25 protein-coding genes and 1 pseudogene are annotated in these 23,426 nt (G+C 45.3%); 5 read left to right on the top strand and 21 right to left on the bottom strand.

Annotation, left to right across the window (positions count from 1 at the left end):
* The first annotated feature begins 8 nt into the window (after positions 1-8).
* The 5 genes from ychF (at position 9) to L870_RS0114505 (ending at position 4,014) form a co-directional block, all read left to right on the top strand.
* Entirely contained in the window at positions 9-1,103 is a 1,095-nt protein-coding gene (ychF, locus tag L870_RS0114530; RefSeq protein ID WP_028518758.1) for a redox-regulated ATPase YchF, read from the top strand.
* A 114-nt stretch (positions 1,104-1,217) separates the two neighbouring features.
* Positions 1,218-1,532 (top strand): SMI1/KNR4 family protein, encoded by a 315-nt coding sequence (locus L870_RS0114520; protein ID WP_155250210.1) that lies wholly within the window; start codon positions 1,218-1,220, stop codon positions 1,530-1,532.
* Between the two features lie 18 nt (positions 1,533-1,550).
* On the top strand, positions 1,551-2,009 hold the full coding sequence (locus L870_RS0114515; protein ID WP_028518756.1) for a GNAT family N-acetyltransferase: 459 nt from the start codon (positions 1,551-1,553) through the stop codon (positions 2,007-2,009).
* Between the two features lie 134 nt (positions 2,010-2,143).
* Entirely contained in the window at positions 2,144-3,436 is a 1,293-nt protein-coding gene (locus L870_RS0114510) for a glutamine synthetase family protein (RefSeq protein WP_028518755.1), read from the top strand.
* A gap of 8 nt (positions 3,437-3,444) precedes the next feature.
* Positions 3,445-4,014 carry an ANTAR domain-containing response regulator gene (locus L870_RS0114505; protein ID WP_028518754.1) on the top strand — a complete coding sequence of 190 codons (570 nt, stop codon included), beginning with the start codon at positions 3,445-3,447 and terminating at the stop codon, positions 4,012-4,014.
* Positions 4,015-4,049: 35 nt separating this feature from the next.
* Here L870_RS0114505 and L870_RS0114500 read toward each other — a convergent pair whose 3' ends face one another.
* The 21 genes and pseudogenes from L870_RS0114500 to rnc form a co-directional block, all read right to left on the bottom strand.
* Positions 4,050-4,331 carry a hypothetical protein gene (locus tag L870_RS0114500; protein WP_028518753.1) on the bottom strand — a complete coding sequence of 94 codons (282 nt, stop codon included), beginning with the start codon at positions 4,329-4,331 and terminating at the stop codon, positions 4,050-4,052.
* A gap of 1 nt (position 4,332) precedes the next feature.
* On the bottom strand, positions 4,333-4,980 hold the full coding sequence (locus tag L870_RS18760; protein ID WP_051411594.1) for an anti-sigma factor family protein: 648 nt from the start codon (positions 4,978-4,980) through the stop codon (positions 4,333-4,335).
* Positions 4,977-5,465 carry an RNA polymerase sigma factor gene (locus L870_RS0114490; protein WP_028518752.1) on the bottom strand — a complete coding sequence of 163 codons (489 nt, stop codon included), beginning with the start codon at positions 5,463-5,465 and terminating at the stop codon, positions 4,977-4,979. Before L870_RS0114490 ends, L870_RS18760 begins: the two co-directional genes overlap by 4 nt.
* A 125-nt stretch (positions 5,466-5,590) precedes the next feature.
* A complete protein-coding gene (locus L870_RS0114485; RefSeq protein WP_028518751.1) occupies positions 5,591-6,082 on the bottom strand; it encodes a CD1247 N-terminal domain-containing protein in 492 nt (163 codons plus the stop codon).
* 45 nt (positions 6,083-6,127) lie between these two features.
* On the bottom strand, positions 6,128-6,685 hold the full coding sequence (gene efp / locus L870_RS0114480) for an elongation factor P (RefSeq protein ID WP_028518750.1): 558 nt from the start codon (positions 6,683-6,685) through the stop codon (positions 6,128-6,130).
* Between the two features lie 87 nt (positions 6,686-6,772).
* On the bottom strand, positions 6,773-7,837 hold the full coding sequence (locus L870_RS0114475) for an aminopeptidase P family protein (RefSeq protein WP_028518749.1): 1,065 nt from the start codon (positions 7,835-7,837) through the stop codon (positions 6,773-6,775).
* Positions 7,838-7,847: 10 nt separating this feature from the next.
* Complete coding sequence (gene aroQ, locus L870_RS0114470) at positions 7,848-8,279, bottom strand: type II 3-dehydroquinate dehydratase (RefSeq protein ID WP_037272550.1); 432 nt, start codon at positions 8,277-8,279, stop codon at positions 7,848-7,850.
* A gap of 2 nt (positions 8,280-8,281) precedes the next feature.
* Positions 8,282-8,809 carry a YqeG family HAD IIIA-type phosphatase gene (locus L870_RS0114465; RefSeq protein WP_028518747.1) on the bottom strand — a complete coding sequence of 176 codons (528 nt, stop codon included), beginning with the start codon at positions 8,807-8,809 and terminating at the stop codon, positions 8,282-8,284.
* A 78-nt stretch (positions 8,810-8,887) separates the two neighbouring features.
* A complete protein-coding gene (gene rpsU, locus L870_RS0114460; protein ID WP_009984057.1) occupies positions 8,888-9,061 on the bottom strand; it encodes a 30S ribosomal protein S21 in 174 nt (57 codons plus the stop codon).
* A 195-nt stretch (positions 9,062-9,256) separates the two neighbouring features.
* Complete coding sequence (gene leuS / locus L870_RS0114455) at positions 9,257-11,689, bottom strand: leucine--tRNA ligase (protein WP_028518746.1); 2,433 nt, start codon at positions 11,687-11,689, stop codon at positions 9,257-9,259.
* A gap of 19 nt (positions 11,690-11,708) precedes the next feature.
* Positions 11,709-12,059, bottom strand: a complete 351-nt coding sequence (locus tag L870_RS0114450) for a hypothetical protein (protein WP_028518745.1) — start codon at positions 12,057-12,059, stop codon at positions 11,709-11,711.
* A gap of 4 nt (positions 12,060-12,063) precedes the next feature.
* Positions 12,064-12,423, bottom strand: a complete 360-nt coding sequence (gene rsfS / locus L870_RS0114445; RefSeq protein WP_028518744.1) for a ribosome silencing factor — start codon at positions 12,421-12,423, stop codon at positions 12,064-12,066.
* Positions 12,424-13,935 (bottom strand): LCP family protein, encoded by a 1,512-nt coding sequence (locus L870_RS0114440; protein ID WP_028518743.1) that lies wholly within the window; start codon positions 13,933-13,935, stop codon positions 12,424-12,426.
* Positions 13,936-13,959: 24 nt separating this feature from the next.
* Positions 13,960-15,153 carry a nicotinate-nucleotide adenylyltransferase gene (locus tag L870_RS19110; RefSeq protein WP_028518742.1) on the bottom strand — a complete coding sequence of 398 codons (1,194 nt, stop codon included), beginning with the start codon at positions 15,151-15,153 and terminating at the stop codon, positions 13,960-13,962.
* 27 nt (positions 15,154-15,180) lie between these two features.
* Positions 15,181-15,876, bottom strand: coding sequence for an NAD(P)H-dependent oxidoreductase (locus L870_RS0114430; protein WP_028518741.1), 696 nt, complete (start codon positions 15,874-15,876; stop codon positions 15,181-15,183).
* A gap of 3 nt (positions 15,877-15,879) precedes the next feature.
* Positions 15,880-16,182 carry a ribosome assembly RNA-binding protein YhbY gene (gene yhbY / locus L870_RS0114425; protein WP_028518740.1) on the bottom strand — a complete coding sequence of 101 codons (303 nt, stop codon included), beginning with the start codon at positions 16,180-16,182 and terminating at the stop codon, positions 15,880-15,882.
* The gene (rdgB, locus tag L870_RS0114420; protein WP_028518739.1) at positions 16,183-16,764 is read right to left on the bottom strand and encodes an RdgB/HAM1 family non-canonical purine NTP pyrophosphatase; all 582 of its coding nucleotides are present in this window, start codon (positions 16,762-16,764) and stop codon (positions 16,183-16,185) included.
* Positions 16,765-17,230: 466 nt separating this feature from the next.
* A pseudogene (gene ftsY / locus L870_RS17935) lies at positions 17,231-18,130 on the bottom strand (signal recognition particle-docking protein FtsY); the annotation flags it as partial.
* A 59-nt stretch (positions 18,131-18,189) separates the two neighbouring features.
* A complete protein-coding gene (gene smc / locus L870_RS0114410; RefSeq protein ID WP_028518738.1) occupies positions 18,190-21,762 on the bottom strand; it encodes a chromosome segregation protein SMC in 3,573 nt (1,190 codons plus the stop codon).
* Positions 21,763-21,766: 4 nt separating this feature from the next.
* Positions 21,767-22,783 carry an elongator complex protein 3 gene (locus tag L870_RS0114405; protein WP_242836523.1) on the bottom strand — a complete coding sequence of 339 codons (1,017 nt, stop codon included), beginning with the start codon at positions 22,781-22,783 and terminating at the stop codon, positions 21,767-21,769.
* Positions 22,737-23,426, bottom strand: coding sequence for a ribonuclease III (rnc, locus tag L870_RS0114400; protein WP_028518736.1), 690 nt, complete (start codon positions 23,424-23,426; stop codon positions 22,737-22,739). The genes L870_RS0114405 and rnc overlap by 47 nt, the downstream gene beginning before the upstream one ends.

The raw sequence follows: 23,426 nt of genomic DNA, 5'->3' as shown, positions 1-23,426 counted from the left end.
AAATAAATATGAAACTTGGTATGGTTGGTCTGCCTAATGTAGGCAAAAGCACACTTTTCAACGCACTGACGAACGCAGGTGCAGAATCAGCAAACTATCCCTTCTGCACTATCGAGAAAAACGTTGGTATCGTTTCTGTTCCCGATGAGAGACTGGACAAGCTTGCCGAGATGTATGAGCCTGATAAGTTCACTCCCGCAACTCTCGAATTCGTTGACATCGCAGGTCTGGTAAAGGGAGCTTCAAAGGGCGAAGGTCTCGGAAACAAGTTCCTTGCTGATATCCGTGAGGTAGATGCCATCGTTCACGTTGTAAGATGCTTTGAGGACCCCAATATCATTCACGTTGACGGAAGTATAAACCCTCTCCGTGACATCGAAACAATCAATCTGGAGCTTATTTTCTCCGATATCGAAATGGTTGAAAGACGTATCGACCGTGCTAAAAAAGCTGCAAAGGGCGACAAGAAGTACCTTGCAGAGGCTGAGTTCCTTGAAAGATTAAAGGCTCACCTTGAAAACGGCAAATCCGCAAGAGGTTTTGACTTCACAGATGAGGAGCGCGAGCTCATAAAGTCAACTCCTCTTCTCTCTGCCAAGCCTGTTATCTATGCTGCTAACCTCAGCGAAGAGGACTTCACAAACAATATCGAAACAAACGAGAATTACAAGGCTGTATGTGCACTCGCAGCTGAGGAGCACTCAGCTGTACTCCCTATCTGTGCACAGATAGAAGCTGAGATATCCGATATGGGCGATGAGGACAAGGCTATGTTCCTCAGCGAGCTTGGTCTGGAAGTATCAGGTCTCAACCGTATCATCAAGGAAGGCTATTCACTCCTCGGACTTATCTCATACCTCACAGCAGGCAAGCAGGAAGTCCGCGCATGGACTATCACAAAGGGCACTAAAGCTCCTCAGGCAGCAGGTAAGATACATACAGACTTCGAGAAAGGCTTTATCCGTGCAGAGGTCATCTCCTATGACGACCTTATGGCTTGCGGAAGCATGGCTGCTGCAAAGGAAAAGGGACTTGTACGCCTTGAGGGCAAGGAATACGTTATGCAGGACGGAGATATAGTTCTGTTCCGCTTCAATGTGTAATATATGAAAGAACGTATTGAACGCTTAAAATCTATACAGGACGATTGGCAAAGTTCGGAATTCAATCCGCCTGCAACTGAAACCCAGATAGCTGAATTCGAGGAAAATACGTGAATATCTATCCCGAATTCCTATAAGGATTTTTTAAGGCTCTCAAACGGAGCCGAATTATCGGGTGGAGACTGCCAATTGTACAGTGTCGATATGAACGACAAATTCAGAATAAACTATGATTTTTCAGACGGCATTGTTCCTGATGAATTGCTGATCCTCGGCTTTTATAATTCACAGCATATATGCTTTGATAAAAGATATGATTCCTTTATTTTCTATGAATATGAAGATTATAATGACATAGGTGATGAATGTCTGATGTTTTCGGATTTTTATGAGGTAATGGATTACATTATCGACATAGCAACAGCATAACCTACGGAGAAACAATAAATGATGGAGCAGATCTTTGACAAAGGCGAAAAAAGTAAAATCGCACGAAAAGTCCTTGAAGCACTCAGAGAATGGTTCGAGGTGGACGAGAGCCGCGAACAGTACATAATGGACTGTGCTGACTGGATATTTATTGCAGCTAAGGAAAACGATGAATATGTGGGTTTCCTTTGTCTGAAAGAAACGGGAAAGGATACCGTTGAACTGGCTGTTATGGGTGTGCTGAAAGAGTATCACCGCAGCGGCATAGGACGGCAGCTCTTTGATAAAGCAAAGGCTATCGCTGGCGAAAACGGCTATTCCTTTATGCAGGTGAAAACAGTTCAAATGGGCAAGTACGAGGACTACGACAGGACCAATCTTTTCTATCTCAGCTGCGGTTTCAAAGAGTTTGAAGTATTCCCCACTTACTGGGACGAAGATAATCCATGCCAGATATATGTTATGGCATTGAAATAAAATATATATTAACGGGCGCACAATGTGCGCCCCTACATTGGGACACCGAAAACGCCGTCCCCTACTACTAACAGCTAACGGCTCACGGAACGCCGAGGGCGGCGTTCCCTACACTAATAAATGGAGGTCTTTCAATGAGCTTTTCTCCTAAAGAGATACTGAAATTCGTTGAAGAGAATGACGTAAAATTTATAAGACTTACTTTCTGTGATATGTTCGGCAATCTCAAAAATGTGGCTATCATGCCAAATGAACTGCCAAGAGCATTCGAATACGGCATACCTTTCGACGCTTCATGTATAGCCGAGGGCTGTTCCGACCTGCTTCTTGTGCCTGATATATCTACTCTTTCCGTTCTACCGTGGAGACCTAAGTCGGGACGAGTTGTCCGCTTCTTCTGCGCTCTCAAAAACATGGACGGAAGTGACTACGTAGGCGATATGCGTACAGAGCTGACCAACTATATCAATCAGCTCAGACTTGACGGATATTCCTGCGAAATGGGGACAAAGTGCGAGTTCTATCTCTTTGAGCTGGACGAGCGCGGAGAGCCTACAAAGATACCTCACGACAAAGGCGGATATCTCGATGTTGCTCCGCTGGATAAGTGCGAAAATGCAAGACGTGAGATATGCCTCTCACTGGAAGAAATGGGCATGAGTCCGAAAAGCTCCTGCCACAAGCACGGTCCTGCACAGAATGAGATAGAGTTCCGCGAAAGCGAGCCTATAACTGCTGCCGATAATATGGTACACTACAAGACCGTAGTTAAATCCATTGCGGCTCAGAACGGTCTTTTCGCTTCATTTATGCCAAAGCCTCTTCCAAATGAACATGGAAGCGCACTCAGCATCTCCATAAGTCTCAGAAAAGGCGGAGAAAACATCTTCGATACTCAGAACGGCATGACATTTGAGGGCAAATGCTTCATATCGGGTATTCTCAGCAAAATGCGTGAGATAACCGCATTTCTCAACAGTACAACGAATTCCTATAAGCGTTTCGGTATAGGCTATGCTCCCAAGTATGTCAACTGGTCATCGGAAAACTGCGCTCAGCTTATCCGTGTTCCAAAGCCTGTGGGTATATCTCCCCGTATCGAGATACGCTCCGCAGATGCTTGCTGCAACCCTTATATCACATTCAAGCTTATACTTGCAGCAGGTATCGGTGGAATACAGTCCCAGGACTGCTCTCTCTTTGAAAGTGCTATGCATAACGGCTCTGACAGCTCACTTTTACAGCCGCTGCCGTCTTCACTTGATGAAGCATCAGCTATCGCAAAGGAAAGTATATTCGTGAAAAACACCTTGTCTCAGGAAATACGCAGAAATATATTCGCACAGCTTGACAAACAGATACAGGACTACTCCTCTGCTTCGGATAAGGACAAATTCGAGGAAGAGTCATACTTCAAGTTCGTGTGAGGTAAACTATGGACAGAGCAATTATCGTATCTTCAAATAACGAGATATCAGAGCTTTGTGAACAGCTCCTGCGTATAGAAGGCTGCGGAAGAACTGCAATAGCTGTCAGCGGCAGCGAAGCACGCAGGCTTGTAAAAAATGAAACTGAGCCTGAGCTTGTTATAATAAATACGCCTCTGCCCGATGAATTCGGTCAGGAGCTTGCTGAAATGATAGCGGAGTCCACCTCCGCGGGTATGATACTCATTTGCGGCAGCGATGTTTCTGAGGATATCGCCGACAGAGTCTCAGACAGCGGCGTAAACGTACTGTCAAGGCCAGTAACAAGAGAAGAGCTTCAGCGTACTATTCGGCTTATTATCGCCGCAAGAGTCCGCATGGCAGGTGTTAAAAAGGAAAGCACGGATATTATGAGCCGTATTGAGGAAATGCGCACCATTAACCGTGCAAAGACTACTCTTATGAAATACCTTAAATTCACTGAGCCTCAGGCTCATAAATACATCGAAAAGCAGGCAATGAACAACCGTCAGACCAGACTCGAAACTGCTCTGAAAATTCTTGCTCAATATGAATAAAGCGTCCCCTCGGCATAGCCGAGGGGACTGATGTTTTATTTAGGTTCTCCGAATATAAGTCTCATAAGCCAGTAATCGTTATAGCCGCCCTTTATTCCCGTATATATCATAAAGGCAAGGAATGCAGCCGATGTTATTATTGATGCAATGCATATTGCTATTGGTATCTTTATAAGATATTTCTCACGAAGTTTCAGCGAAGCTATTATAACTCCAACAGCAAATGCTATACTTTCCACTGCAAATCCGAAAAATCCTATTCCAAATGATATCACAGCAAGCAGTATCAGTGGTATACTAAATCTTCTCTCAGTCATTTTAATCACGCTCCCATAAGATATACTCTTTATTATTAACATCATCGTAGTAGAAAACCTTCATCATATCTTTCTTTTCATCAAGGTCGAAGATCTTCATCTCAAAGCTTTTCAGACTTCCTGTGGGATTGAACGTAAAATCATCTATCCTGCGCTGTTTGAGAGTAATACCATATCCGTTCTTCTTTTCCTTGTCAAAATCATCGTCTATCCCAAGATGTTTGCCGTTTGTATCGCTTAAAGTCGGTGCATCTATATCAAATGATGCAGCATACCCTTTTATATTGAGCCATACAGCATTATCATGCTCGCTGACGCTTACATTTTCAAGTATCTTGTACTTCTCCATATCCATTGACTTGTAATCATTTATGCAATACACAAGTCCGTAAAGCAGAATTCCGCATATAGCCAGAACGCTTATAAGACTCACCACAAGCTTCTCTATGCGCAGACGCCTCTTTATGCGTTTGAGTACTTCTGTGTCCTTCTGAGGGCTTACAGTGACGTTTTTGCGGAGCTTTTCAAGCTCTGCTTTGCAGTCGGGACAGCTGTTTATATGCTCCTCCACTGCCTTTCTGCTCTCCTCACTGCACACATCGTCAGCGTACAGCGGAAGCAGATCCTTTATCATATCGCAGTTTTTCATTTCTGTACCTCCAGTTCTTCTATTATCTTCAGCTTTGCACGGTGGAATGTCACTCGCGCCCAGCTCTCGGTCTTTCCAAAGATATCACCTATTTGTCGGAAACTAAGTTCTCCGAACACTCTCAGGGTGAATACCTCTTTATAAGGTTCGACAAGAGTATGAAGTACACGATGTATCTCCATTGACTGCTGATTGTTTTCAAGAAGCTCTTCCATAGTCACGGAAGTATCAGGAACCGTTTCAGGCACTTCTTCTCCCGTGTACCGTTTTTGCTTCTTGTTGTGTGTATACAGCAGATTTTTTGCTATCTGACACAGCCATACCCTTATATCGCAGTCTCCGCGGAAGCTGTCAACAGACTTTATAGCCTTGAAAAATGTCTCCTGAGTAATATCCTCAGCAAGAGCTTCGTCAGCTGACAATGACCGTATATAAAGGAATACATCATGGAAATAGTCTTTGTAGAGCTCTTCGACCTGACCCATACTTCTCACCGCCTTCAACTATAAGACTACGCTGCAAAACTTTCGTTACAGAAAAAATAAAAAAATTCCGAAAAAAATTAAAAGCTGCGGAAGATAACTCTATCCGCAGCCCGTTTTTTAGCAGATTACTTCTTTTCAGGCTCTTCAGCCTTGTCCTCGAAATCCTCAATAGTGAGGTCATCGTAATCAAATTCAAGGAGCTCATCACAATTAGGACAGTTAATTGAACCCTCTTCGATCATACCCTCATCAAGAAGGATAGTATCTCCGCAGGTAGGACAAGTGATCTCGTAAAGCTCATCATCGTCATCATCAAAATCGAACTCGTCATCGTCGTCCCAATCTTCGTCTTCATCACAATTATCGCAGTCGCCGTCGCACTCGTCACAATCGAGATCATCATAGAAATCATCTTCAATTGCTCCGAGATCCTCATCAAGGATATCGCAAAGCTCTGTAAGCTCATCGACCTGTGACTGAAGATCCTCAACATACATTACCATTTCGGACATTACCTCTGACATCTGAATGAGAGCCTTTCCCTCCTTAGTGGAAGTGTCGATCTCAAGACCGTCGATAAGTCCCTGTAAATATGACATTTTTTCGGTAAGCTTCATAACAAGCTCCTCCTCTCAAAATAAAGTCTTTATTAAAAGCTGAGCTTATGCTCTTGACATATACTCGCCTGTTCTTGTGTCGACCTGAATTACTTCACCTTCGTCGATAAAGAGCGGAACCTTGATCTCTGCACCTGTCTCAAGTGTAGCAGGCTTTGTAGCGTTTGTAGCTGTATCGCCCTTGAATCCCGGATCAGTCTGTGTAACCTTGAGCTCAACGAAGTTAGGCGGCTCAACACCAAAAACGTTGCCCTTGTATGAAAGGATCTTACAGATCATCTCTTCCTTAACGAACTTGAAGTTGTCGCCGAGTGTAGATGCACTGATCGGAACCTGCTCATATGTTTCAAGGTCCATGAAGTAGTAAAGCTCACCGTCGTTGTAGCTGTACTGCATATCCTTTCTCTCAACGAATGCTGTAGGGAACTTAGCGGTTGGGTTGAAAGAAGTTTCAACAACTGAACCTGTGATTACGTTCTTGTATTTAGTTCTTACAAAAGCGGCACCCTTACCTGGCTTAACGTGCTGGAATTCAATTACCTGAACTACCTGTCCGTCGAGCTCAAAAGTAACGCCGTTTCTGAAATCTCCTGCTGAAATCATTATTAATAACCTCCGTATTTTTCAAATTAACATGATACTTTATTTTATCACATTTCGGTAATTTTTGCAATACCTAAAGTGATATTATTATAAAGATATGAGATTTTTTGCACTTTTTGTCAAGTTTTTGCAGCCATTTTCAGTTAAAATGACAAAATCTTCTATACGCACTCCGAATTTGCCTTCTATATAGATACCGGGCTCTACAGTTACTACCGCGCCCTCATTCAGCGGAGCTTTATAATTCGGCGATGCGTTGGGCTTTTCATGTATCTCCATGCCTACTCCGTGACCGAGAGAATGTCCGAAGCAGCTGCCGTAGCCTGCCTGCTCTATGATATCACGGGATACCTTGTCAAGATCACAGCCGAGTATGCCTGCCTTTGCAGCCTCTATGCCCGCAAGCTGTGCATTGAGTACGATATTGTATACCTTCTTCATTTCCTCGCTTGGCTCACCAACACAAAGAGTACGGGTCATGTCGCTGTGATAGCCGTTATATACAGCACCAAAGTCGATGAGTACAAATTCGCCGTTTTCTACCTTTTTATCGGAAGGAACTCCGTGAGGCATTGAAGTATTCGCGCCTGAAAGCACGATAGTATCAAAGGATAAGTCCTCAGCACCGTAAGCGAACATGTGTCTGTTTAGCTCAAGAGCTATTTCACGCTCTGTTACACCGACTTTTATGAAGCCCTTCACCTCTTCAAGAGCTTTCTCGGCTATTTCCTGAGCCTTCTGTATACACTCGATCTCACTTTCGTCCTTTACCGTTCTGAGGTTGGAAATAGCATTGCTCAGGCTATCGTTATGGATTATATCAATAGATGTATAGAAATGCTCATAGGCATTGAGCTCCTTGACGGTCATTGTCTCTGACTCTATAGCCATAGACTTTGCACCGTGCTTTGTCAGAAGCTCCATAAGTTGTGGATACAGCTTCTTAGCCTCAATGACCTCAGCATCCTTGACTGTGGCTCTTGCCTTTTCTATGTAACGAAAATCTATGAGAAGATACGCCTTGTCAGGAAACGCAAGAACTACTCCTGCTGATGATTTCATTCCAGTAAAATATCTTCTGTTTATATCCGAAGTTATAAGGGCGCAGTCTGCCCCATCAAACTCCTCAAAAAGTCTGTCAAGTCTCGACATTGCGCACCTCTCAGAGCTCAGCAAGTGCCTGTACAGCAAGATAGTAGCTGCCGAAGCCAAAGCCGCTTATGCTGCCCTTGCATACGGGTGCGATAACTGAATTTGAACGAAATTCGTCACGGGCAAATACATTGCTGATATGAACTTCGATAACAGGTATCTTTATAGCTGCAATGGCATCGCGTATAGCATAGCTGTAATGTGTATACGCACCTGCATTGAGGATAACACCGTCAAATGCTGTTCTTGCTGCGTGGAGCTTATCAATGATAGCTCCCTCATGATTTGACTGGAATATCTCACACTCAAGGCCCTGTTCCTTTGCGCGGTCGATTATATTGCTGTTAAGTGTATCAATGGAAGAATTTCCGTAAACTCCCGGCTCGCGCTCTCCTAAAAGATTAAGATTAGGACCGTGTATAACAAGTATTTTCTTTATCATATTTACTCCTTTATGTCATCGACAAATTTTTTCGGAAGAAAAGGCTTTTCAAGGACTCTCTTGAATCTTATGAACCTTTTCGACTTTGGTTCAAGCTCCATAGGTTCAACGTATAACATCTTCACCTTTGCGAAATTTGCTCCCCATACATCTGTAAAAAGCTGATCGCCAACAGCAGCAGTCTCATCGGGAGTAAGTCCCATTTTCTTCATAGCTGCTGTATATCCCCTTTTCAGCGGTTTTCCGCTGTCACTGACAAAATCAAGTCCAAGCGGATCAGCAAAGGGTCTCACACGGTCTGAATGGTTATTCGATACTATTATAAGCTTTATCCCACTCTTTTTCATATTCTCCAGCCACTCGGTTATCCCCTCGGCAGGAACGGGATTATCATGTGTAGTAAGAGTATTGTCAACATCAAGGATAAGACCCTTGATACCATGCTTTTTCAGAAATGAAGGTGTGATATCGACTGTTTTCCTGAATGCAAAATCCACGTCGGTTTTTGTTATCTTATGTTTTAAACCCAAGCTATTTGTCAACTCCGTTCAAATAAATGAAAAAGCGAGCCGCAGCCCGCTTTTATCAACATTAATAATTTCGCAAGATCAATACTTACGCTTACGAGCTGCCTCAGACTTCTTCTTACGCTTAACTGAAGGCTTTTCGTAGTGCTCTCTCTTACGAACCTCAGCAATTACGCCATCCTTTGCACATGATCTCTTAAATCTCTTAAGAGCTGTGTCTAAAGACTCGTTTTTGCCAACACGAACTTCTGCCACTAAATTTCCCTCCCTTGTTCAGAGGTTGCACGGAGCTTTGCTCCGAAGCATCTATGCTAACCACCCTGTCGAGCGGTAGACATCGCGTCCCCCACTATATAGCAGATTACATATAAATAGTTATAAAGAATATATTAATAGTTTACCACATTTTCTGCTCGTTGTCAAGCATTTTTTGTGTGTCTTAAAATTTCGTTATTTTGCTACAATATTAACAAGTTTATTTGGTACATATATCTGTTTGAGTATGTTCTTACCCTCAACAGCTTCCTTTACCTTATCGTCTGACATAGCCATTTCCATAACGGACTCCTTGTCAGCGTCCATTTCAATATTAAGCTTAGCCTTGAGCTTTCCGTTTACCTGTACAACGATCTCGATAGTATCCTCCTTGCAGAGCTCTTCATCGTATACAGGCCAGCTCTCGTAAGCGATAGTATCATTATGACCCATGATGCTCCATATCTCTTCACCCATATGAGGTGTGATACAGGACAGCATCTTTATAAGTCCCTCAGCATACTCTCTCGGGCACTTGCCGTTCTTGTACACAGCATTTACAAATATCATCATCTGGCTGATAGCTGTATTGAAAGCAAGCTTCTCGAAGTCGTCTGTTACCTTCTTGACTGTCTGGTGGTATACCTTTGTGAGTGCGCCGTCGTTGTCGTCAGTAAGGTTCTCAGCTTCTATGAAGAAGTTCCATACTCTCTGTACAAATCTCTTTGCGCCCTCAACACCGCTCTTGCTCCACGGCTTGCTTACTTCGAGAGGTCCCATGAACATCTCGTAAAGACGGAGAGTATCTGCGCCGTAGTCTCTTACGATATCGGAAGGATTTACAACGAATTCAGGGAAACGCTTACCCATTTTGATACCGTTCTCACCGAGGATCATACCCTGATGTACAAGCTTCTTGAAAGGCTCCTTTGTAGGAGCAAGGCCCTTGTCGTAGAGGTATCTGTTCCAGATACGTGAATACATAAGATGACCTACAGCGTGCTCGGGACCGCCGATGTAGAGGTCAACAGGCATCCAGTGCTTGAGGAGCTCCTGATTTGCGAATTCCTTATCGTTGTGCGGGTCGATATATCTGAAGTAGTACCAGCTTGAACCTGCACTTCCTGGCATTGTAGAAGTCTCACGGGTACCCTTTACACCGTTGTGGTCGTACTTTTTCCACTCAGTTGCATTTTCGAGAGGGGCTTTTCCGTTCTTGCCCTTGTAGTCGTCAAGCTCAGGAAGAACCAGTGGGAGCTCTTCATCGTCGAGAACGTGTATCTGACCGTCCTCACCGTGAACTACAGGTACAGGCTCGCCCCAGTAACGCTGACGGGCAAATATCCATTCACGGAAGTGATAGTTGACAGTGCGCTTAGCTCTGCCCATTTTTTCAAGCTTCTGTGTGATAGCTTCCTTTGCTTCCTCAACAGTAAGACCTGTGAATTCCTCGGAATTTATGAGCTTATAGCCCTTGCCGAGGTACTCTGTCTTTTCCATTGCGGCTTCGGAAACGTCGATGTGGTCTTCCTTGCCGTCGATTACCTGAATCATATCTATATTATGAGCAATTGCATACTCAAAGTCACGCTGATCGTGGCTCGGTACAGCCATAACTGCACCTGTACCGTAGCTTGCAAGTACGAAATCACCGATGAACATACGGACTTCCTTGCCGTTTACAGGGTTGATACAAGTAACGCCCTTGAGCTCGCAGCCTGACTTTGTCTTGTTAAGCTCTGTACGGTCCATGTCGTTCTTCTTCTTTGTCTCAGCGATGTATGCCTCGACTTCTTCCCTGTTCTGAACACGGTCAAGAAGGCTCTCTGTGATAGCTCCGTCGGGAGCAAGTACCATGAATGTGATACCGTAGATAGTCTCGATACAGGTTGTGAAGATAGAGAACTTTCCGCCGCCTACGATGTCGAATTCCACCTCTACACCTGTAGACTTGCCTATCCAGTTGCGCTGCATAGCCTTTGTGGACTCAGGCCAGTCGATCTCGTCAAGTCCTTCGAGGAGCTTTTCTGCAAATGCAGGCTGGTCGATTACCCACTGCTTCATGTTCTTACGAACTACAGGGAAGCCGCCGCGCTCTGACTTGCCGTCGATAACTTCATCGTTTGAGAGAACTGTTCCAAGCTCTTCGCACCAGTTTACAGGCATATCTATATACTTTGCATAGCCGTCAAGATAGAGCTGCTTGAATATCCACTGAGTCCACTTGTAGAACTCAGGGTCGGAAGTAGCTACCATCTTTGACCAGTCATAATCAAATCCCAGCTCCTTGAGCTGCTTTGAAAAGGTCTTGATATTTTCCTGAGTAAAGCCGTTGGGGTGATTACCTGTATTTACCGCATACTGCTCTGCGGGAAGTCCGAAGGAGTCGTATCCCATTGGATGAAGGACATTATAGCCCTGCATACGCTTCATACGTGAAACGATGTCTGTAGCTGTATAGCCCTCGGGGTGACCTGCGTGGAGACCTACTCCAGATGGATACGGGAACATATCCAGTGCATAGAACTTAGGCTTGCTGAAGTCCCAGACATCAGTCTTGAAGGTCTCGTGTTCTTCCCAGTATTTCTGCCATTTGGCTTCAACAGATGTGAAATCATATCTGCTCATTGTAATATCATTCCTTTATTTAATTATTAATATTTATCGAGTTTGTAAAGTGTTCCTTTATGTCGCTGTGTACGCAAAGGAGCACTGCACAGCCAATATCAGCTATACCCTCAATGAGATACAGCCAGTTTGAACTGATATTGGATATATTTGCAGGGAGATGTATCGCAGCGATCAGCACAAGCACAGCTGCCACACCATAGTTTACGAACTTGATGCCTGTAAACATAGCACAGGCAAGTCCTACGGCGATAAGCATATCGCTGAGACTGAATCCGCCGCCTATGACCATATTAAGAACTGCCTTTGCAATAAGGTAAGCTCCTATTATGATGCAGAGCATACGTCCTTTTTCGTTGTTTGTTTTCATTTGCTCACTCCTTGACAAGAAGTCCGCTTATATCAATCTGCTCGCCGTCTGCCCACAGACCTTCGAGCTTATAGAAGTTTCTTGTATCCTTGTAGAATACGTGAACGATGATATCAGCGTAATCAAGGATTATCCATGTATTTCCGGTATCGGCTTCACGGCGCTGAGGCTCGATGCCCTTCTGTGAAAGCACGAATTCAACCTCGTCTGCAAGGGTTCTTGCGTGAGTATTGCTTGTACCGTTTACGATAACGAAATAGTCCGCAAGGATAGTAAGGTCAGATATTTTTATAGCCTGTATATCCTCGCCTCTTTTGCTGTCGAGAGTTTTTATTATAAGTTCAAGCTTTTCCTGTTCGGTCATTTATTCTTCATACTCCTTCCATGCAGGTTTCATATCGGGATTTCTCAAAGGCTCTGTAGCCGTTTCAAGTTCCTCGAAGGTAATACCTGTATCGTCGTAAAGATCATACTGATATTCGTACTCCTGTACATACTCAATGATATTGCTGTCAGACATGAGCAGCGGGAGCTGATACGGTCTGAATGATTCATTTATCAGATCCAATGTTGCTCTCTTGTGGATAGAGTAAATGCTGTATTCTACTCCGTCAGCAGCGTAGTACATTGCGTCCTCACCCGGTACCATGTTTACGCTTACATTTTCCATTTGGAGTGTAGAACCAAAATCAGCAAGCTTGCTGAGATCAGCAACGCTCATATTCGTAGCTATCCACTTGTTCTGATAGATAGTTTTCAGATAGCTGTAAAGCTTCATTTTTCCCTCGTCTTTTACTATGCTGAGCAGCTTCTGCATAGCTGCTGCCATGAAACGACGCTGGTTCTGAACTCGTCCGATATCGCCCTGAAGCCACTCATGACGGAAACGAACGAACCACTCTGCCTGCTCACCCGAAAGCTTGACATCACCCGCAGGGATTATCTTGTCTGCTTCGTAGATGATCTCGTTATCAAGATGTATCGGTATACCGCCTATAAGATTAACTATGTCAACAATATCAAAGCAGGCTGTAGTAACATATGCATCTATCGGAACGCCAAAATTATCCTGTACGCAGTTTACTACACGCTGTATCTTGCTTACTTCCTGATCGTAGCCCTCATAGTAAACACTGTTTATCTTTGTTGTAGGGTTGCTTGTATAGTTAGGAACAGCACAGTCACGAGGTATCTGTAATATATGGAGCTTAGCAGCTGCGATATCGAACTGGCATATCCATATAACGTCGGTAAGCTCCTGATCCTCGTCAAATCCAAGGAAAAGAACTGTATACTGTCCCTCTACCAACTGAGGAAGATCAAGACCATCCGTAAAATCATCGGTTACGATATCGGTATCAACATTGAGATTGGTCTGAGGCTTTTCAAGCTCTCCTTCAAGATCAACAAGAGGCTGCCACAGCTTGAAATACTTAATTATTGACACTCTCTGATCGGGCTGACCTGTCTTTTTATACCAGAGTATAGGCATATTAAGGAAAAGAGCAACTATGACTACCAGACTCATAAGTATGGAAGATGTCTTGATTATAACATCTTTTTTGCTCTTTTTTCCTTCCTTTTCATTGCCATAGTCGTAATCATCAAAGTCGTCAAACTCATCGCCTTCGACAATATCTCCTGCTCTGCCTTTTTCGTGGAGTCCGTAGTATGTCTGCTTAGGCTCGGGAGCACGTCTTCTCGGCTTTTCCTCTTCGATGCTTATATCTATTGACGGAGCTTCGTGCAGTCCGTGATACACAGGCTGACTCGGCTTTGAATTATCTATCCTTTTAAGCTTCCTTAACGGCTTTGGCTGTCTCGGAGCATTTTTTACGTTTCTATTAAACTCTCCATTAAGTTCTTCTCGGTTCATTTGAGTCCTCTTTTCAATTTGCTATCATTTCTTCTCTTCTTTTAAAAGTCTCGTGTAAAAATTATATCCCTCGGCGGTACATATCGGAATAACTCCGCCTTTTTTTATCACAGACTTCATGGAAAATGCGAATGCTTCCATCATAGCTGCATTTAGGTCAGTATATGCCAGCTTACGCATCTTGTCTACATCTTTATAGTCTCTCTCGGCAGATATCAGGTCGCCCATATATACTATCTCTTCAAGGCGTGACATACCTGCTCTGCCCACTGTATGAAATCTAATGGAATTGAGTATATCTATATCTTCAATGCCAAATTCTTTTTTTATAAAATATGCGCCTGCAATACCATGCCACACTGAACGTGTCTCAAGCTCTTCGCGGCAGACTGTATAGCCGCTGCTCATGACCAGTTCCTTCTGTACATCATCAGGCATTTCCTTACATATATCATGGAGAAGTCCTGCAAAATAAGCCTTGTCAGGATCTTCACCGTATTTTTCAGCCAGCTTTCTGCATTCTGCTGCAACATTCAGCGAATGAGTGTATCTTTTGGCAGAAAGGCAGCTTTTAAGATATTTCTTTTTGTCATCGGGGTTATACAGCAATTTTTCTTCACCTCGTACCGAATATAATCCCTTCAATCTTATATATTGTACTACATTTTCGTCAAGATAGCAAGTGAAATCCTTGTTTTTGGCAATTTTTTTTCTGACCTCTGTGCTCGATATCACCGTGGGAGCAGCCTCAGATACCAGTATTTTGCCGAATTTTTCAAGTTCCTCTGCTTTTTTCTTCAACTCTGCCATATCACCGTTTTCCCGTGAAACTACACAAAGTGTTACATTGGCGAGTATCTCTTCAAAGCGGTACCATGTATCAAAGCTCAGCAGCATATCGCTTCCCACAAGGAGAAACAGTTCATCATCGGGAAATTCACTACGGAAATGCTCCACTGTGTAAATAGTATAGCTCACGCGGTCGCTGCGCGTCTCAAAATCACTGACAAACAAATGCTCATTGCCCTTGCAGGCAAGCCTCAGCATTTCAAGCCTGTCCTCATCGGGAGCATATTCAGCACTCGAACGGTGCGGAGACTTCTTTGACGGAAGAAGATAAAGCCTGTCCAGCCCGAATTCCTCAACAGCCGTATTGGCAAGATGTATATGTCCGTTATGAACGGGATTGAAGCTTCCGCCGTATATTCCTATTTTCATTCTGCACCTCCGATACTGTATTTATGCTTATTTCCACGGGCGTTTGCTGCCTGTCCAGCCCTTTTCCTTCCAGTAGTCCATATCAGCCTTGTTCCAGCCGTTGCGCTGCAAAAGGCTCATTATCTTGAAAAATGCCCTTGTCTTTATACCGACAGGTACTTTTCCCTGCCTTTTCAGTATCTTTCTGGCGATACTGTCAGCTTTTGCATTGATGCTTTCCTTCATCTTCGGCGATACGCTGTTCCAGTCAATTGCTCTTACAGCCTTTCCCAGCTTGTAGATCTGTGGGATTCCCCAGAAGAAACAGCTGTCAGCCATATCCTTCATCGTTGACTTCATACCTGCTCCCGCAGCAGTTGCAACGACTACCGCCTGCTTGCCGAACATTCTCTCATCGGGACGATGAGCCATCCAGCGCCAGCCGTAATGATCGAGGAGAGCCTTCATTTGACCTGTACAGTGATATACATACACGGGAGATGTAAGTATCAGCACATCGGCAGCGTCTATAAGCTCGGTTATGGGCTTCAGCTTTGAGTAGTGCGGACACTTGTCATCAGATTTACTAAAACAGTTGGTACAGCCGCAGCAGAACTCGTCAAAATCCCGCGGCAGGAACACCTCGCTGATATTTTCTGCTTTAGTAAGCTTCTCGGCAACTATATGTCCGATACTGTAGGTCGAGCCCTTATGGTTCGTACCGCTTATTATCAGTACCTTCATGGCTTACTTCGCCTTGGGAATATTCTCAATAACAGGGTCTTTCTCGTTGCGCTTGAAAAGCACGAATTTATTGCCTATGACCTGTACTACATCGGAGTCTGTCTGCTCTGCGATAGCGTCCGCAGCTTCTCTTGCTGTCCAGCCCGAGTTGTCAAGGACTCTCAGCTTTATAAGCTCTCTCTTGCGGAGTGCCTCTGCTATATCCTTGCACATAGCTTCTGTGACTCCGCCCTTGCCGACCTGATATATGGTCTCATATGTTGAAGCGATACCGCGCAGGTACGCTCTCTGCTTGCTTGTTAACATTCAATCACCGTATCTTTCTTTAAGGAAGCTGTACAGCTCTCTCAGGGCTGCACCTCTGTGACTTATCTTGTTTTTCTCATCAGCGGTAAGCTCCGCCATAGTCCTGTCGCCAACCATGAACACAGGGTCATAGCCGAAACCGTTCGTGCCTCTCTGCTCATAGCCGATAGCGCCTTTGCAGTCCCCTGACATGGTATCGTATCCGTTTTCGTCGATGTAGGCTATAGTGCACCTGAAAGCAGCTCCGCGCTTATCCTCGGGAACGTCCTTCATTTCCTCAAGGAGCTTTGCGCAGTGCTGTCCCTCAGGAGCGTATCTTGCGGAATATACTCCGGGTCTGCCGTCCATTGCATCAACACAGAGTCCGCTGTCATCGGCTATTGTAGGAAGTCCTACAGCTTCGTATACAGCCTTTGCCTTTATGAGTGCATTCTCCGCAAATGTAGCACCGTTTTCCTCAGGATCGCAGTTTGCACCTGCTTCACGCTGAGACAGCACCTCTATACCGAGGGGAGCAAGTATCTCTCTTGCCTCACGGAGCTTGTTGGCATTGTTCGTAGCCATTACCAGCTGCTTAATCATCGTCCTTACCTCCGAACAGTCTGCTGAAGAAGCCGCGCTTTTTCTTCTTCTCAGGCTCAGCAGCTTCAGGCTCTTCTTCGGTTTCCTTTGCCTCATCTTCTTCATCAGAATCGTCCTCTTCTTCGGACTCTTCATCTTCGGTCAGCTCGCTGTCGTCAGCCTCTTCTGTTTCCTCATCAGATTCATCGTCAGACTCTTCCTCATACTCATATTCGGACTCATCTTCCGACTCTTCATCGTATTCTTCCTCAGTCTCTTCCTCTTCGTATTCCTCGTCATAGGACTCTTCTTCATCTTCTTCGTCCTCTGCATAAGGAATGAATGCGCCGTATTCGTTGTAATAGCCCTTTACGCCGTCAACCTCAACAGTGTTGTCATCCCCTGTCTCTTCCTCGTATTCATCTTCATCGTATGCCTCGGCAGCTTCTTCCTCTTCTGCGAGCTCTTCGAGCTGCTCAGGTGAAGCAAAGAGAGCATCAACGAACATATTGCTGTCAAATGGCTGCAAGTCGTCTATCTTTTCGCCTACGCCTATGAGCTTAACCGGTATTCCAAGCTCGTTCTTTATTGAGATAACGATACCGCCCTTTGCTGTACCGTCAAGCTTTGTGAGAACGATACCTGTGATAGGTGCTGTCTCGCTGAAAAGTTTAGCCTGATTTACCGCATTCTGTCCTGTTGTGGCATCAAGCACAAGGAGTATCTCACGTGAGCACTCTCCTGCCTTTGTGTCGATGATACGGTTTATCTTTTTGAGCTCCTCCATAAGGTTCTTCTTGTTGTGGAGTCGTCCTGCGGTGTCGATAACGACTACATCGCACTCTCTTGCCTTTGCAGCTTCAAGTGCATCATATACTACAGCTCCCGGGTCAGAGCCCTCTGCGTGCTTTACTATGTCAACGCCTGCTCTCTGAGTCCATATCTCAAGCTGATCTATAGCAGCTGCACGGAAGGTATCAGCAGCAGCAACAAGGACTTTCTTGCCCTCCTGCTTGAACTGATGGCAGAGCTTGCCGATAGTTGTTGTTTTACCTGCTCCGTTTACACCTATGACCATGATAACAGCAGGTGATACAGAAAGGTCAAGTCCTGTATCATCGCCCATTATCTCGGAGATGACTTCATGAATAAGTCCCATTATCTCCTTAGGGTCGGTTATACCGCGCTCCTTGATCTTCTTGCGGAGTCTGTCGCATATCTCCTCAGAAGTCTCAACGCCGATATCGCTCATTATCATCTGCTCTTCAAGCTGGTCGAAAAGTTCTTCATCAATTACGGTAAATGAGTTGAGTACTCTCTGGATACCTCCGAAAAGGAAATCCTTGGTCTTTCTGAGACCGCTGGCAATTTTAGAAAAAAGTCCCATTATATCCTCCAAACATGATCTATATTATATAACATATCAAAATATCAAAATGTGACACCTTACTGAATATCAGCAACGTCCTCCTGGAAATCCACCTGTTCCATTTTAAGGAGCTTGGATATTCCGTCCTCCTGCATGGTAACACCGTAAAGCACATTTGCTTCTTCCATCGCGCTTCTTCTGTGAGTAACAAGCACGAACTGGGTGGTGTCGGTGAATTTTTTCAGATACTGTGCGTATTTCCTTACGTTTACTTCATCAAGAGCTGCGTCTATCTCATCGAGTATACAGAAGGGCGCAGGTCTGAGCTTCAGAATAGCGAAGTAAATTGCTATGGCAACAAAGGACTGCTCTCCGCCCGAAAGCGAGATAAGGTTCTTGATGACCTTTCCGGGAGGCGCAACGCTTATCTCTATGCCCGATTCAAGTACGTTTTCGGGATCGGTGAGTATGAGCTCTGCCTTTCCGCCGCCGAAAAGCTCTACGAATATGCTCTTGAAGTTGGAATTGATTATAGCAAAGCTTTCCGAGAATATCCTGCACATTTCGGCAGTAAGGTCTGTGATTATCTTTTCAAGCTCTGCCTTTGACTTCTGGACATCTGCTATCTGCTCCGACATAAAGCGGTAACGCTCGGATACTTCCTTATACTCCTCGATAGCGTCTACGTTAACGCTTCCGAGGGCGCGTATCTTGTTCTTTATTGTCGTGAGCTCTGCCTGTGCAGCTATCATATCATCGATTTTCTCAGCCATGGCAACAGCCTCGGAACGTGTGAGCTCGTAGACCTCCATAAGCTGCCTTATGATATTATCTGTATCACGGCACACGGTCTCGCGGCGTTCTTCAAGTCTTGTGACCTCAGCCGACAGCTTTTCCTTTGCGTCATTTATTGCTTTCAGACCGTTCTGCATCTCGTTTACGAGTCTGTTCTGCTCGGTATGAGTTGCATGGCAACGCTGTATCTCAGCATTATAAGATGCAGTATTGTCCTTGAAATCAGCAAGCTTCTGTTTCAGCTCTTCTATCTCGGCATTCTTCTGACCGATAAGTTCCTGCTGTCTGAATATTTCCTCTTCATACTGATGAGCGCCGTATTTAAGCTCCTCAGCACGTCTGTTGATGCGGGTTATTTCAAGCTCCTGAGCCTGAACGTCCTTTGCAAGCTCCATGCCCCTGATCTTGAGCTGTGAGAGCTTGTCGGAAAGCTCTGCTCTCTGCAATCTCAGCTTTTCGCGGATATCCTGTCCCTGAGCAAGCTTTTCCTCAGCAACGCGTATCTCCTCATCGGTGTCGGCAAGTGCCTTTTCAGAGTCCTCGATATTCTGCTTTGCAGCTTCTATCCTCTGCTCTGTTTCAGTCTTGAGCTTCTCTGAGTTTTCAGACTGTGCGCGGAACTGCTCTGCAAGTGAAGCAAGACTGTTCAGCTCTGCTTCAAGGCGTACTCTCTCTGCCTCGCAGTTTGTCTGCTCTTCCTTGGCTGCCTCTGTGTCAAATCTGAGCTTTTCGGACTCGGCACGGAGCTTTTCTGCCTTTTCGCGCAGTACATCGCGCTCGGATTCAAGCTTTTCTATCTCCGCATCAAGGGTGTCTATCTCGTTCTTACGGGTTATGATACCGCCCGAACGCTGTGCAGAACCACCTGTGAACGAACCGCCTGCGTTTATGACCTGACCGTCAAGAGTTACTATCCTGAACTTGTAGCCGTACTTCTTTGCGATAAGAGTAGCTGTGTCGATGTCCTCAGCAATTACTATACGTCCAAGCAATGAGGCTATGATGCCGCTGAACTTCGGATCGTACTTTACTATTTTGTTGGCATTGGCAACAAAGCCCTCGCAGTTTTCAAGTCCCTGCTCCTTGAGCTCATAGCCCTTTACAGAGGTTATGGGCAGGAATGTTGCACGGCCTGCCTTCTGCTCTTTCAGGAAGCGGATACAGCGTTTTGCTATATCTTCGTTTTCAACGATGATATTCTGCATAGCACCGCCGAGAGCTGTTTCAACAGCCACTGCGTACTCGGGCTCGACGCTTATATTCTGTGTCACAGTGCCGAAGATACCGCCGATACGTCCCTGCTTTGAAGCTTTCAGCACCTGCTTGACGCTTCCTGCAAAGCCCTCCATATTGTTTTCAAGATCGGTGAGTATCTTACGTCTCTGCTGTTTGTCTTTCAGCTCATAAAGAGCGCGTTCAAAGTCGTTTTTCGCCTGCTCGAAGCCCTCTCTGCGCGACTTGAAAAGTCTTTCCAGTCCGCTGAGCTTATTGCGTATCTCTTCGGCTTTAACCTTGTTATTTTCAGCATCTGCCTTTACGCTCTCGGTCTGTGATTCGTACTCTTTGAGCTTCTGTCCGAGGTCGCCGCTGCTCTCACGAAGCTCTGCAAGCCTTGCAGTCTGCTCGGCTACGGTCTGCTTTGAGGACTCTATTGCGAAACGGTACTCGCTCTGCTTGATGTAGAGTCCGTTTATCTCGCTGCCTGCCTTGTCAACCGAGTCGCCAAGCTTTGAGCTTTCGCTCTCAGCCTTGCGGAAGCTTTCCTCAGCTTCCTTTATCTCAGCTTCAAGTGCCTTTTTCTGCTCTTCAAGCTCCGCAAGCTTATCCTCAGCTGCTTTTCGCTCGTTTTCAAGAGCTTTTTTAGCTTCCTCGGCATTATCTATATTCTTCTGAGCAGCTTCAACTGCTTCATTACAGTGCTTTATATCATTTTCGAGAACGGCTATGCCCGACTTCATTTCCGAAGCCGTTTGCTCCTCCTCCAGCATTTTGCGGCGGAGCTCATCGGCGCGCATTGTGCTTTCCTGCATCTTGCGTATACCGTCTGCTATTTTCTGCTCCTCGCGCTGAATGTCGTTTTCAACGTTCTCGTATTCGTTCTTGCTTATAAGTATCTTGCTTTCCAGCTCATCAAGCTTTACCTTCATCTCGTCCAGCTTTGTCACCCAGACGGATATTTCAAGCTTTTTTCGCTCCTCTGCAAGCTTTATGAACTTCTCTGCCTTCTGTGACTGTATACGCAGCGGCTCGACTCTGCCTTCAAGCTCGGTGAGTATATCCGTCAGACGAAGAAGATTTTCCTGTGCGGCTGTAAGCTTTCTCTCAGCTTCAAGCTTCTTGTATCTGAACTTTGAGATACCTGCCGCCTCTTCAAAAATATCACGGCGTTCAGAGCTTTTTGCACCGACTATCTCGGCAATTCGTCCCTGTCCGATTATAGAGTAGCCATCGCGTCCCAGACCGGTGTCCATAAACAGCTCATTTATGTCCTTTAATCGGCAGGACTTTCCATTGATAAGGTACTCGCTCTCACCGCTTCTGTAAAGCTTACGTGTTACCGCAACTTCATCACCGATATCGGGAAGAGTATTGTCTGAATTGTCTATATTCAGCGTAACTGCGGCAAATCCCATAGGCTTTCGCGCAACAGTACCCGAGAAGATTACATCTTCCATTTTATTTCCGCGGAGAGTCTTTGTGGACTGTTCACCAAGTACCCAGCGTACCGAGTCACCGATATTGCTCTTGCCGCTTCCGTTAGGTCCGACAACTGCGGTAAGTCCCTTGTCAAAGGTAAGGCTTATCTTATCAGGAAAGGACTTAAAGCCCTGTATTTCAAGTGATTTCAGGTACATTCATTCACCGCCGTTCGATAATTTCAATTTTGTCATCGGCTGAGGGAACTATCTTCACCTCCACGCCCTTTGACTTCATATATGTAATATTGCTTTTTTTATGTCCGACCGCCTTGCTTATATCCCCTGCGGGTACGGCGATACGGATATATCCGCAGTTTTCTGCGTATTCTTCTATCTTTTTAAGGTATATCCTGCTCTCGCACAGTTCACGGAATGCAGGGTGATAATAACCTGCCACCATGTCATGCTCCACAAATTCCGATGCATGAAGTCCGCATTTTATAACCCTTATGCCATTTTTCTCAAATTTTTCGAGTAGCTCTGCACACAGCTCCACCATATCATCAAGGGGCATCATTCTGTATTCGCCCCTGCGGTAATAATCCGCAAGCTTTGTGCCGTCAAGGACTACCACAGGATATATCCTGACAGTATCGGGACAAATGCCGATTATTGCATCTGCTGTGGCGATATCACTTTCACGGGTGCTTTTATACAGTCCCGTCATCATCTGCAAACCCAGTTCAAAGCCGCAGGACTTTATAAGCCTGCTTGCTTCCGAAACGTCCTGCGCACTGTGTCCGCGCTCGTTTGCTTCAAGGACTTTATCGTCCATTGACTGTGCTCCAAGCTCTATTGCTATGACGCCGTACTTTTTCAGTATTTCAAGGACTTCATGACTGATGCAGTCGGGACGGGTGGAACAGCGTATGCCACTGAATTTTCCCTCGCCTACGAACTCAGATGCCGCTGTGAGAAGCTCGATCATATAATCACGGGGAACAGCTGTAAAGCTGCCGCCGAAAAAGGCTATCTCGGTATTCCCGGGCTCTCTTACCTCGCTCAGTGCCTTTGAGCATATCTCCCTGACTTCATTTCCGTCGGGAGCATGCTGTGCGCCGCTTATTGTACGCTGATCGCAGAAGCTGCACTGATGCGGACAGCCTATGTGCGGTATAAAAACGGATATGTTACTGTGCTTCATAGCCCATAAGTTCGAGAGCTTCCTTTGCAGCAAGCTGCTCGGCTTCCTTCTTGCTCTTGCCCTTTCCCTTGCCTATGACCTGATCGTTAAGGCATACCTCGACTACAAAACGCTTGTTGTGATCTGGACCTTCCTCGCCGATAAGCACATATTCTACCTTTTCCTCGGGGTTTTTCTGGACTACCTCCTGCAAAACCGTCTTGAAATCGTTGAATACAGGCTTCTTTGCATGACGTATATCCTTCGGCATGAAGCGGAGTATGTGCTTTGCCGCAGGCTCCATACCGCCGTCAAGGTATATAGCGGCAATAACTGCTTCAAAAGCGTCTGCAAGTATGGAAGGACGCTCTCTGCCACCTGTATTCTCCTCGCCCTTTCCAAGACGGAGGAAAGTGCCAAGTTCTATCTTCTGTGCAAATATATGGAGAGACTTTTCGCATACAAGTGAAGCTCTCATCTTTGTCAGCTCGCCCTCTGCAACGTTGAGATTTTTATAGAGAAAATCCGATACAACGATAGAAAGTACGCTGTCACCGAGAAATTCAAGTCTCTCATTGCTGCCGCTGGGCATCTTCTTTTCGTTTGCGTATGATGAGTGAGACAGCGCCTGCTTCAGGAGCTGTATGTTTTTGAATTTATAGCCTATTATTTCCTCAAATCTTTCTAAATTTTCCAT

The sequence above is a fragment of the Ruminococcus flavefaciens ATCC 19208 genome, from assembly GCF_000518765.1.
GTDB lineage: Bacteria > Bacillota > Clostridia > Oscillospirales > Ruminococcaceae > Ruminococcus > Ruminococcus flavefaciens.
Note: the sequence above shows the minus strand (reverse complement) of the source record. Positions and strands in the feature narration are given on the sequence as shown.

Bases quoted from the DNA above. Each gene is read 5' to 3' on its own strand.
- ychF (WP_028518758.1), top strand. From the start codon at position 9: ATGAAACTTGGTATGGTTGGTCTGCCTAATGTAGGCAAAAGCACACTT.
- L870_RS0114515 (WP_028518756.1), top strand. From the start codon at position 1,551: ATGATGGAGCAGATCTTTGACAAAGGCGAAAAAAGTAAAATCGCACGA.
- L870_RS0114510 (WP_028518755.1), top strand. From the start codon at position 2,144: ATGAGCTTTTCTCCTAAAGAGATACTGAAATTCGTTGAAGAGAATGAC.
- L870_RS0114505 (WP_028518754.1), top strand. From the start codon at position 3,445: ATGGACAGAGCAATTATCGTATCTTCAAATAACGAGATATCAGAGCTT.
- L870_RS0114500 (WP_028518753.1), bottom strand. From the start codon at position 4,331: ATGACTGAGAGAAGATTTAGTATACCACTGATACTGCTTGCTGTGATA.
- L870_RS18760 (WP_051411594.1), bottom strand. From the start codon at position 4,980: ATGAAAAACTGCGATATGATAAAGGATCTGCTTCCGCTGTACGCTGAC.
- L870_RS0114490 (WP_028518752.1), bottom strand. From the start codon at position 5,465: ATGGGTCAGGTCGAAGAGCTCTACAAAGACTATTTCCATGATGTATTC.
- L870_RS0114485 (WP_028518751.1), bottom strand. From the start codon at position 6,082: ATGAAGCTTACCGAAAAAATGTCATATTTACAGGGACTTATCGACGGT.
- efp (WP_028518750.1), bottom strand. From the start codon at position 6,685: ATGATTTCAGCAGGAGATTTCAGAAACGGCGTTACTTTTGAGCTCGAC.
- L870_RS0114475 (WP_028518749.1), bottom strand. From the start codon at position 7,837: ATGTCGAGACTTGACAGACTTTTTGAGGAGTTTGATGGGGCAGACTGC.
- aroQ (WP_037272550.1), bottom strand. From the start codon at position 8,279: ATGATAAAGAAAATACTTGTTATACACGGTCCTAATCTTAATCTTTTA.
- leuS (WP_028518746.1), bottom strand. From the start codon at position 11,689: ATGAGCAGATATGATTTCACATCTGTTGAAGCCAAATGGCAGAAATAC.
- L870_RS0114450 (WP_028518745.1), bottom strand. From the start codon at position 12,059: ATGAAAACAAACAACGAAAAAGGACGTATGCTCTGCATCATAATAGGA.
- rsfS (WP_028518744.1), bottom strand. From the start codon at position 12,423: ATGACCGAACAGGAAAAGCTTGAACTTATAATAAAAACTCTCGACAGC.
- L870_RS0114440 (WP_028518743.1), bottom strand. From the start codon at position 13,935: ATGAACCGAGAAGAACTTAATGGAGAGTTTAATAGAAACGTAAAAAAT.
- L870_RS19110 (WP_028518742.1), bottom strand. From the start codon at position 15,153: ATGAAAATAGGAATATACGGCGGAAGCTTCAATCCCGTTCATAACGGA.
- L870_RS0114430 (WP_028518741.1), bottom strand. From the start codon at position 15,876: ATGAAGGTACTGATAATAAGCGGTACGAACCATAAGGGCTCGACCTAC.
- yhbY (WP_028518740.1), bottom strand. From the start codon at position 16,182: ATGTTAACAAGCAAGCAGAGAGCGTACCTGCGCGGTATCGCTTCAACA.
- rdgB (WP_028518739.1), bottom strand. From the start codon at position 16,764: ATGATTAAGCAGCTGGTAATGGCTACGAACAATGCCAACAAGCTCCGT.
- smc (WP_028518738.1), bottom strand. From the start codon at position 21,762: ATGTACCTGAAATCACTTGAAATACAGGGCTTTAAGTCCTTTCCTGAT.
- rnc (WP_028518736.1), bottom strand. From the start codon at position 23,426: ATGGAAAATTTAGAAAGATTTGAGGAAATAATAGGCTATAAATTCAAA.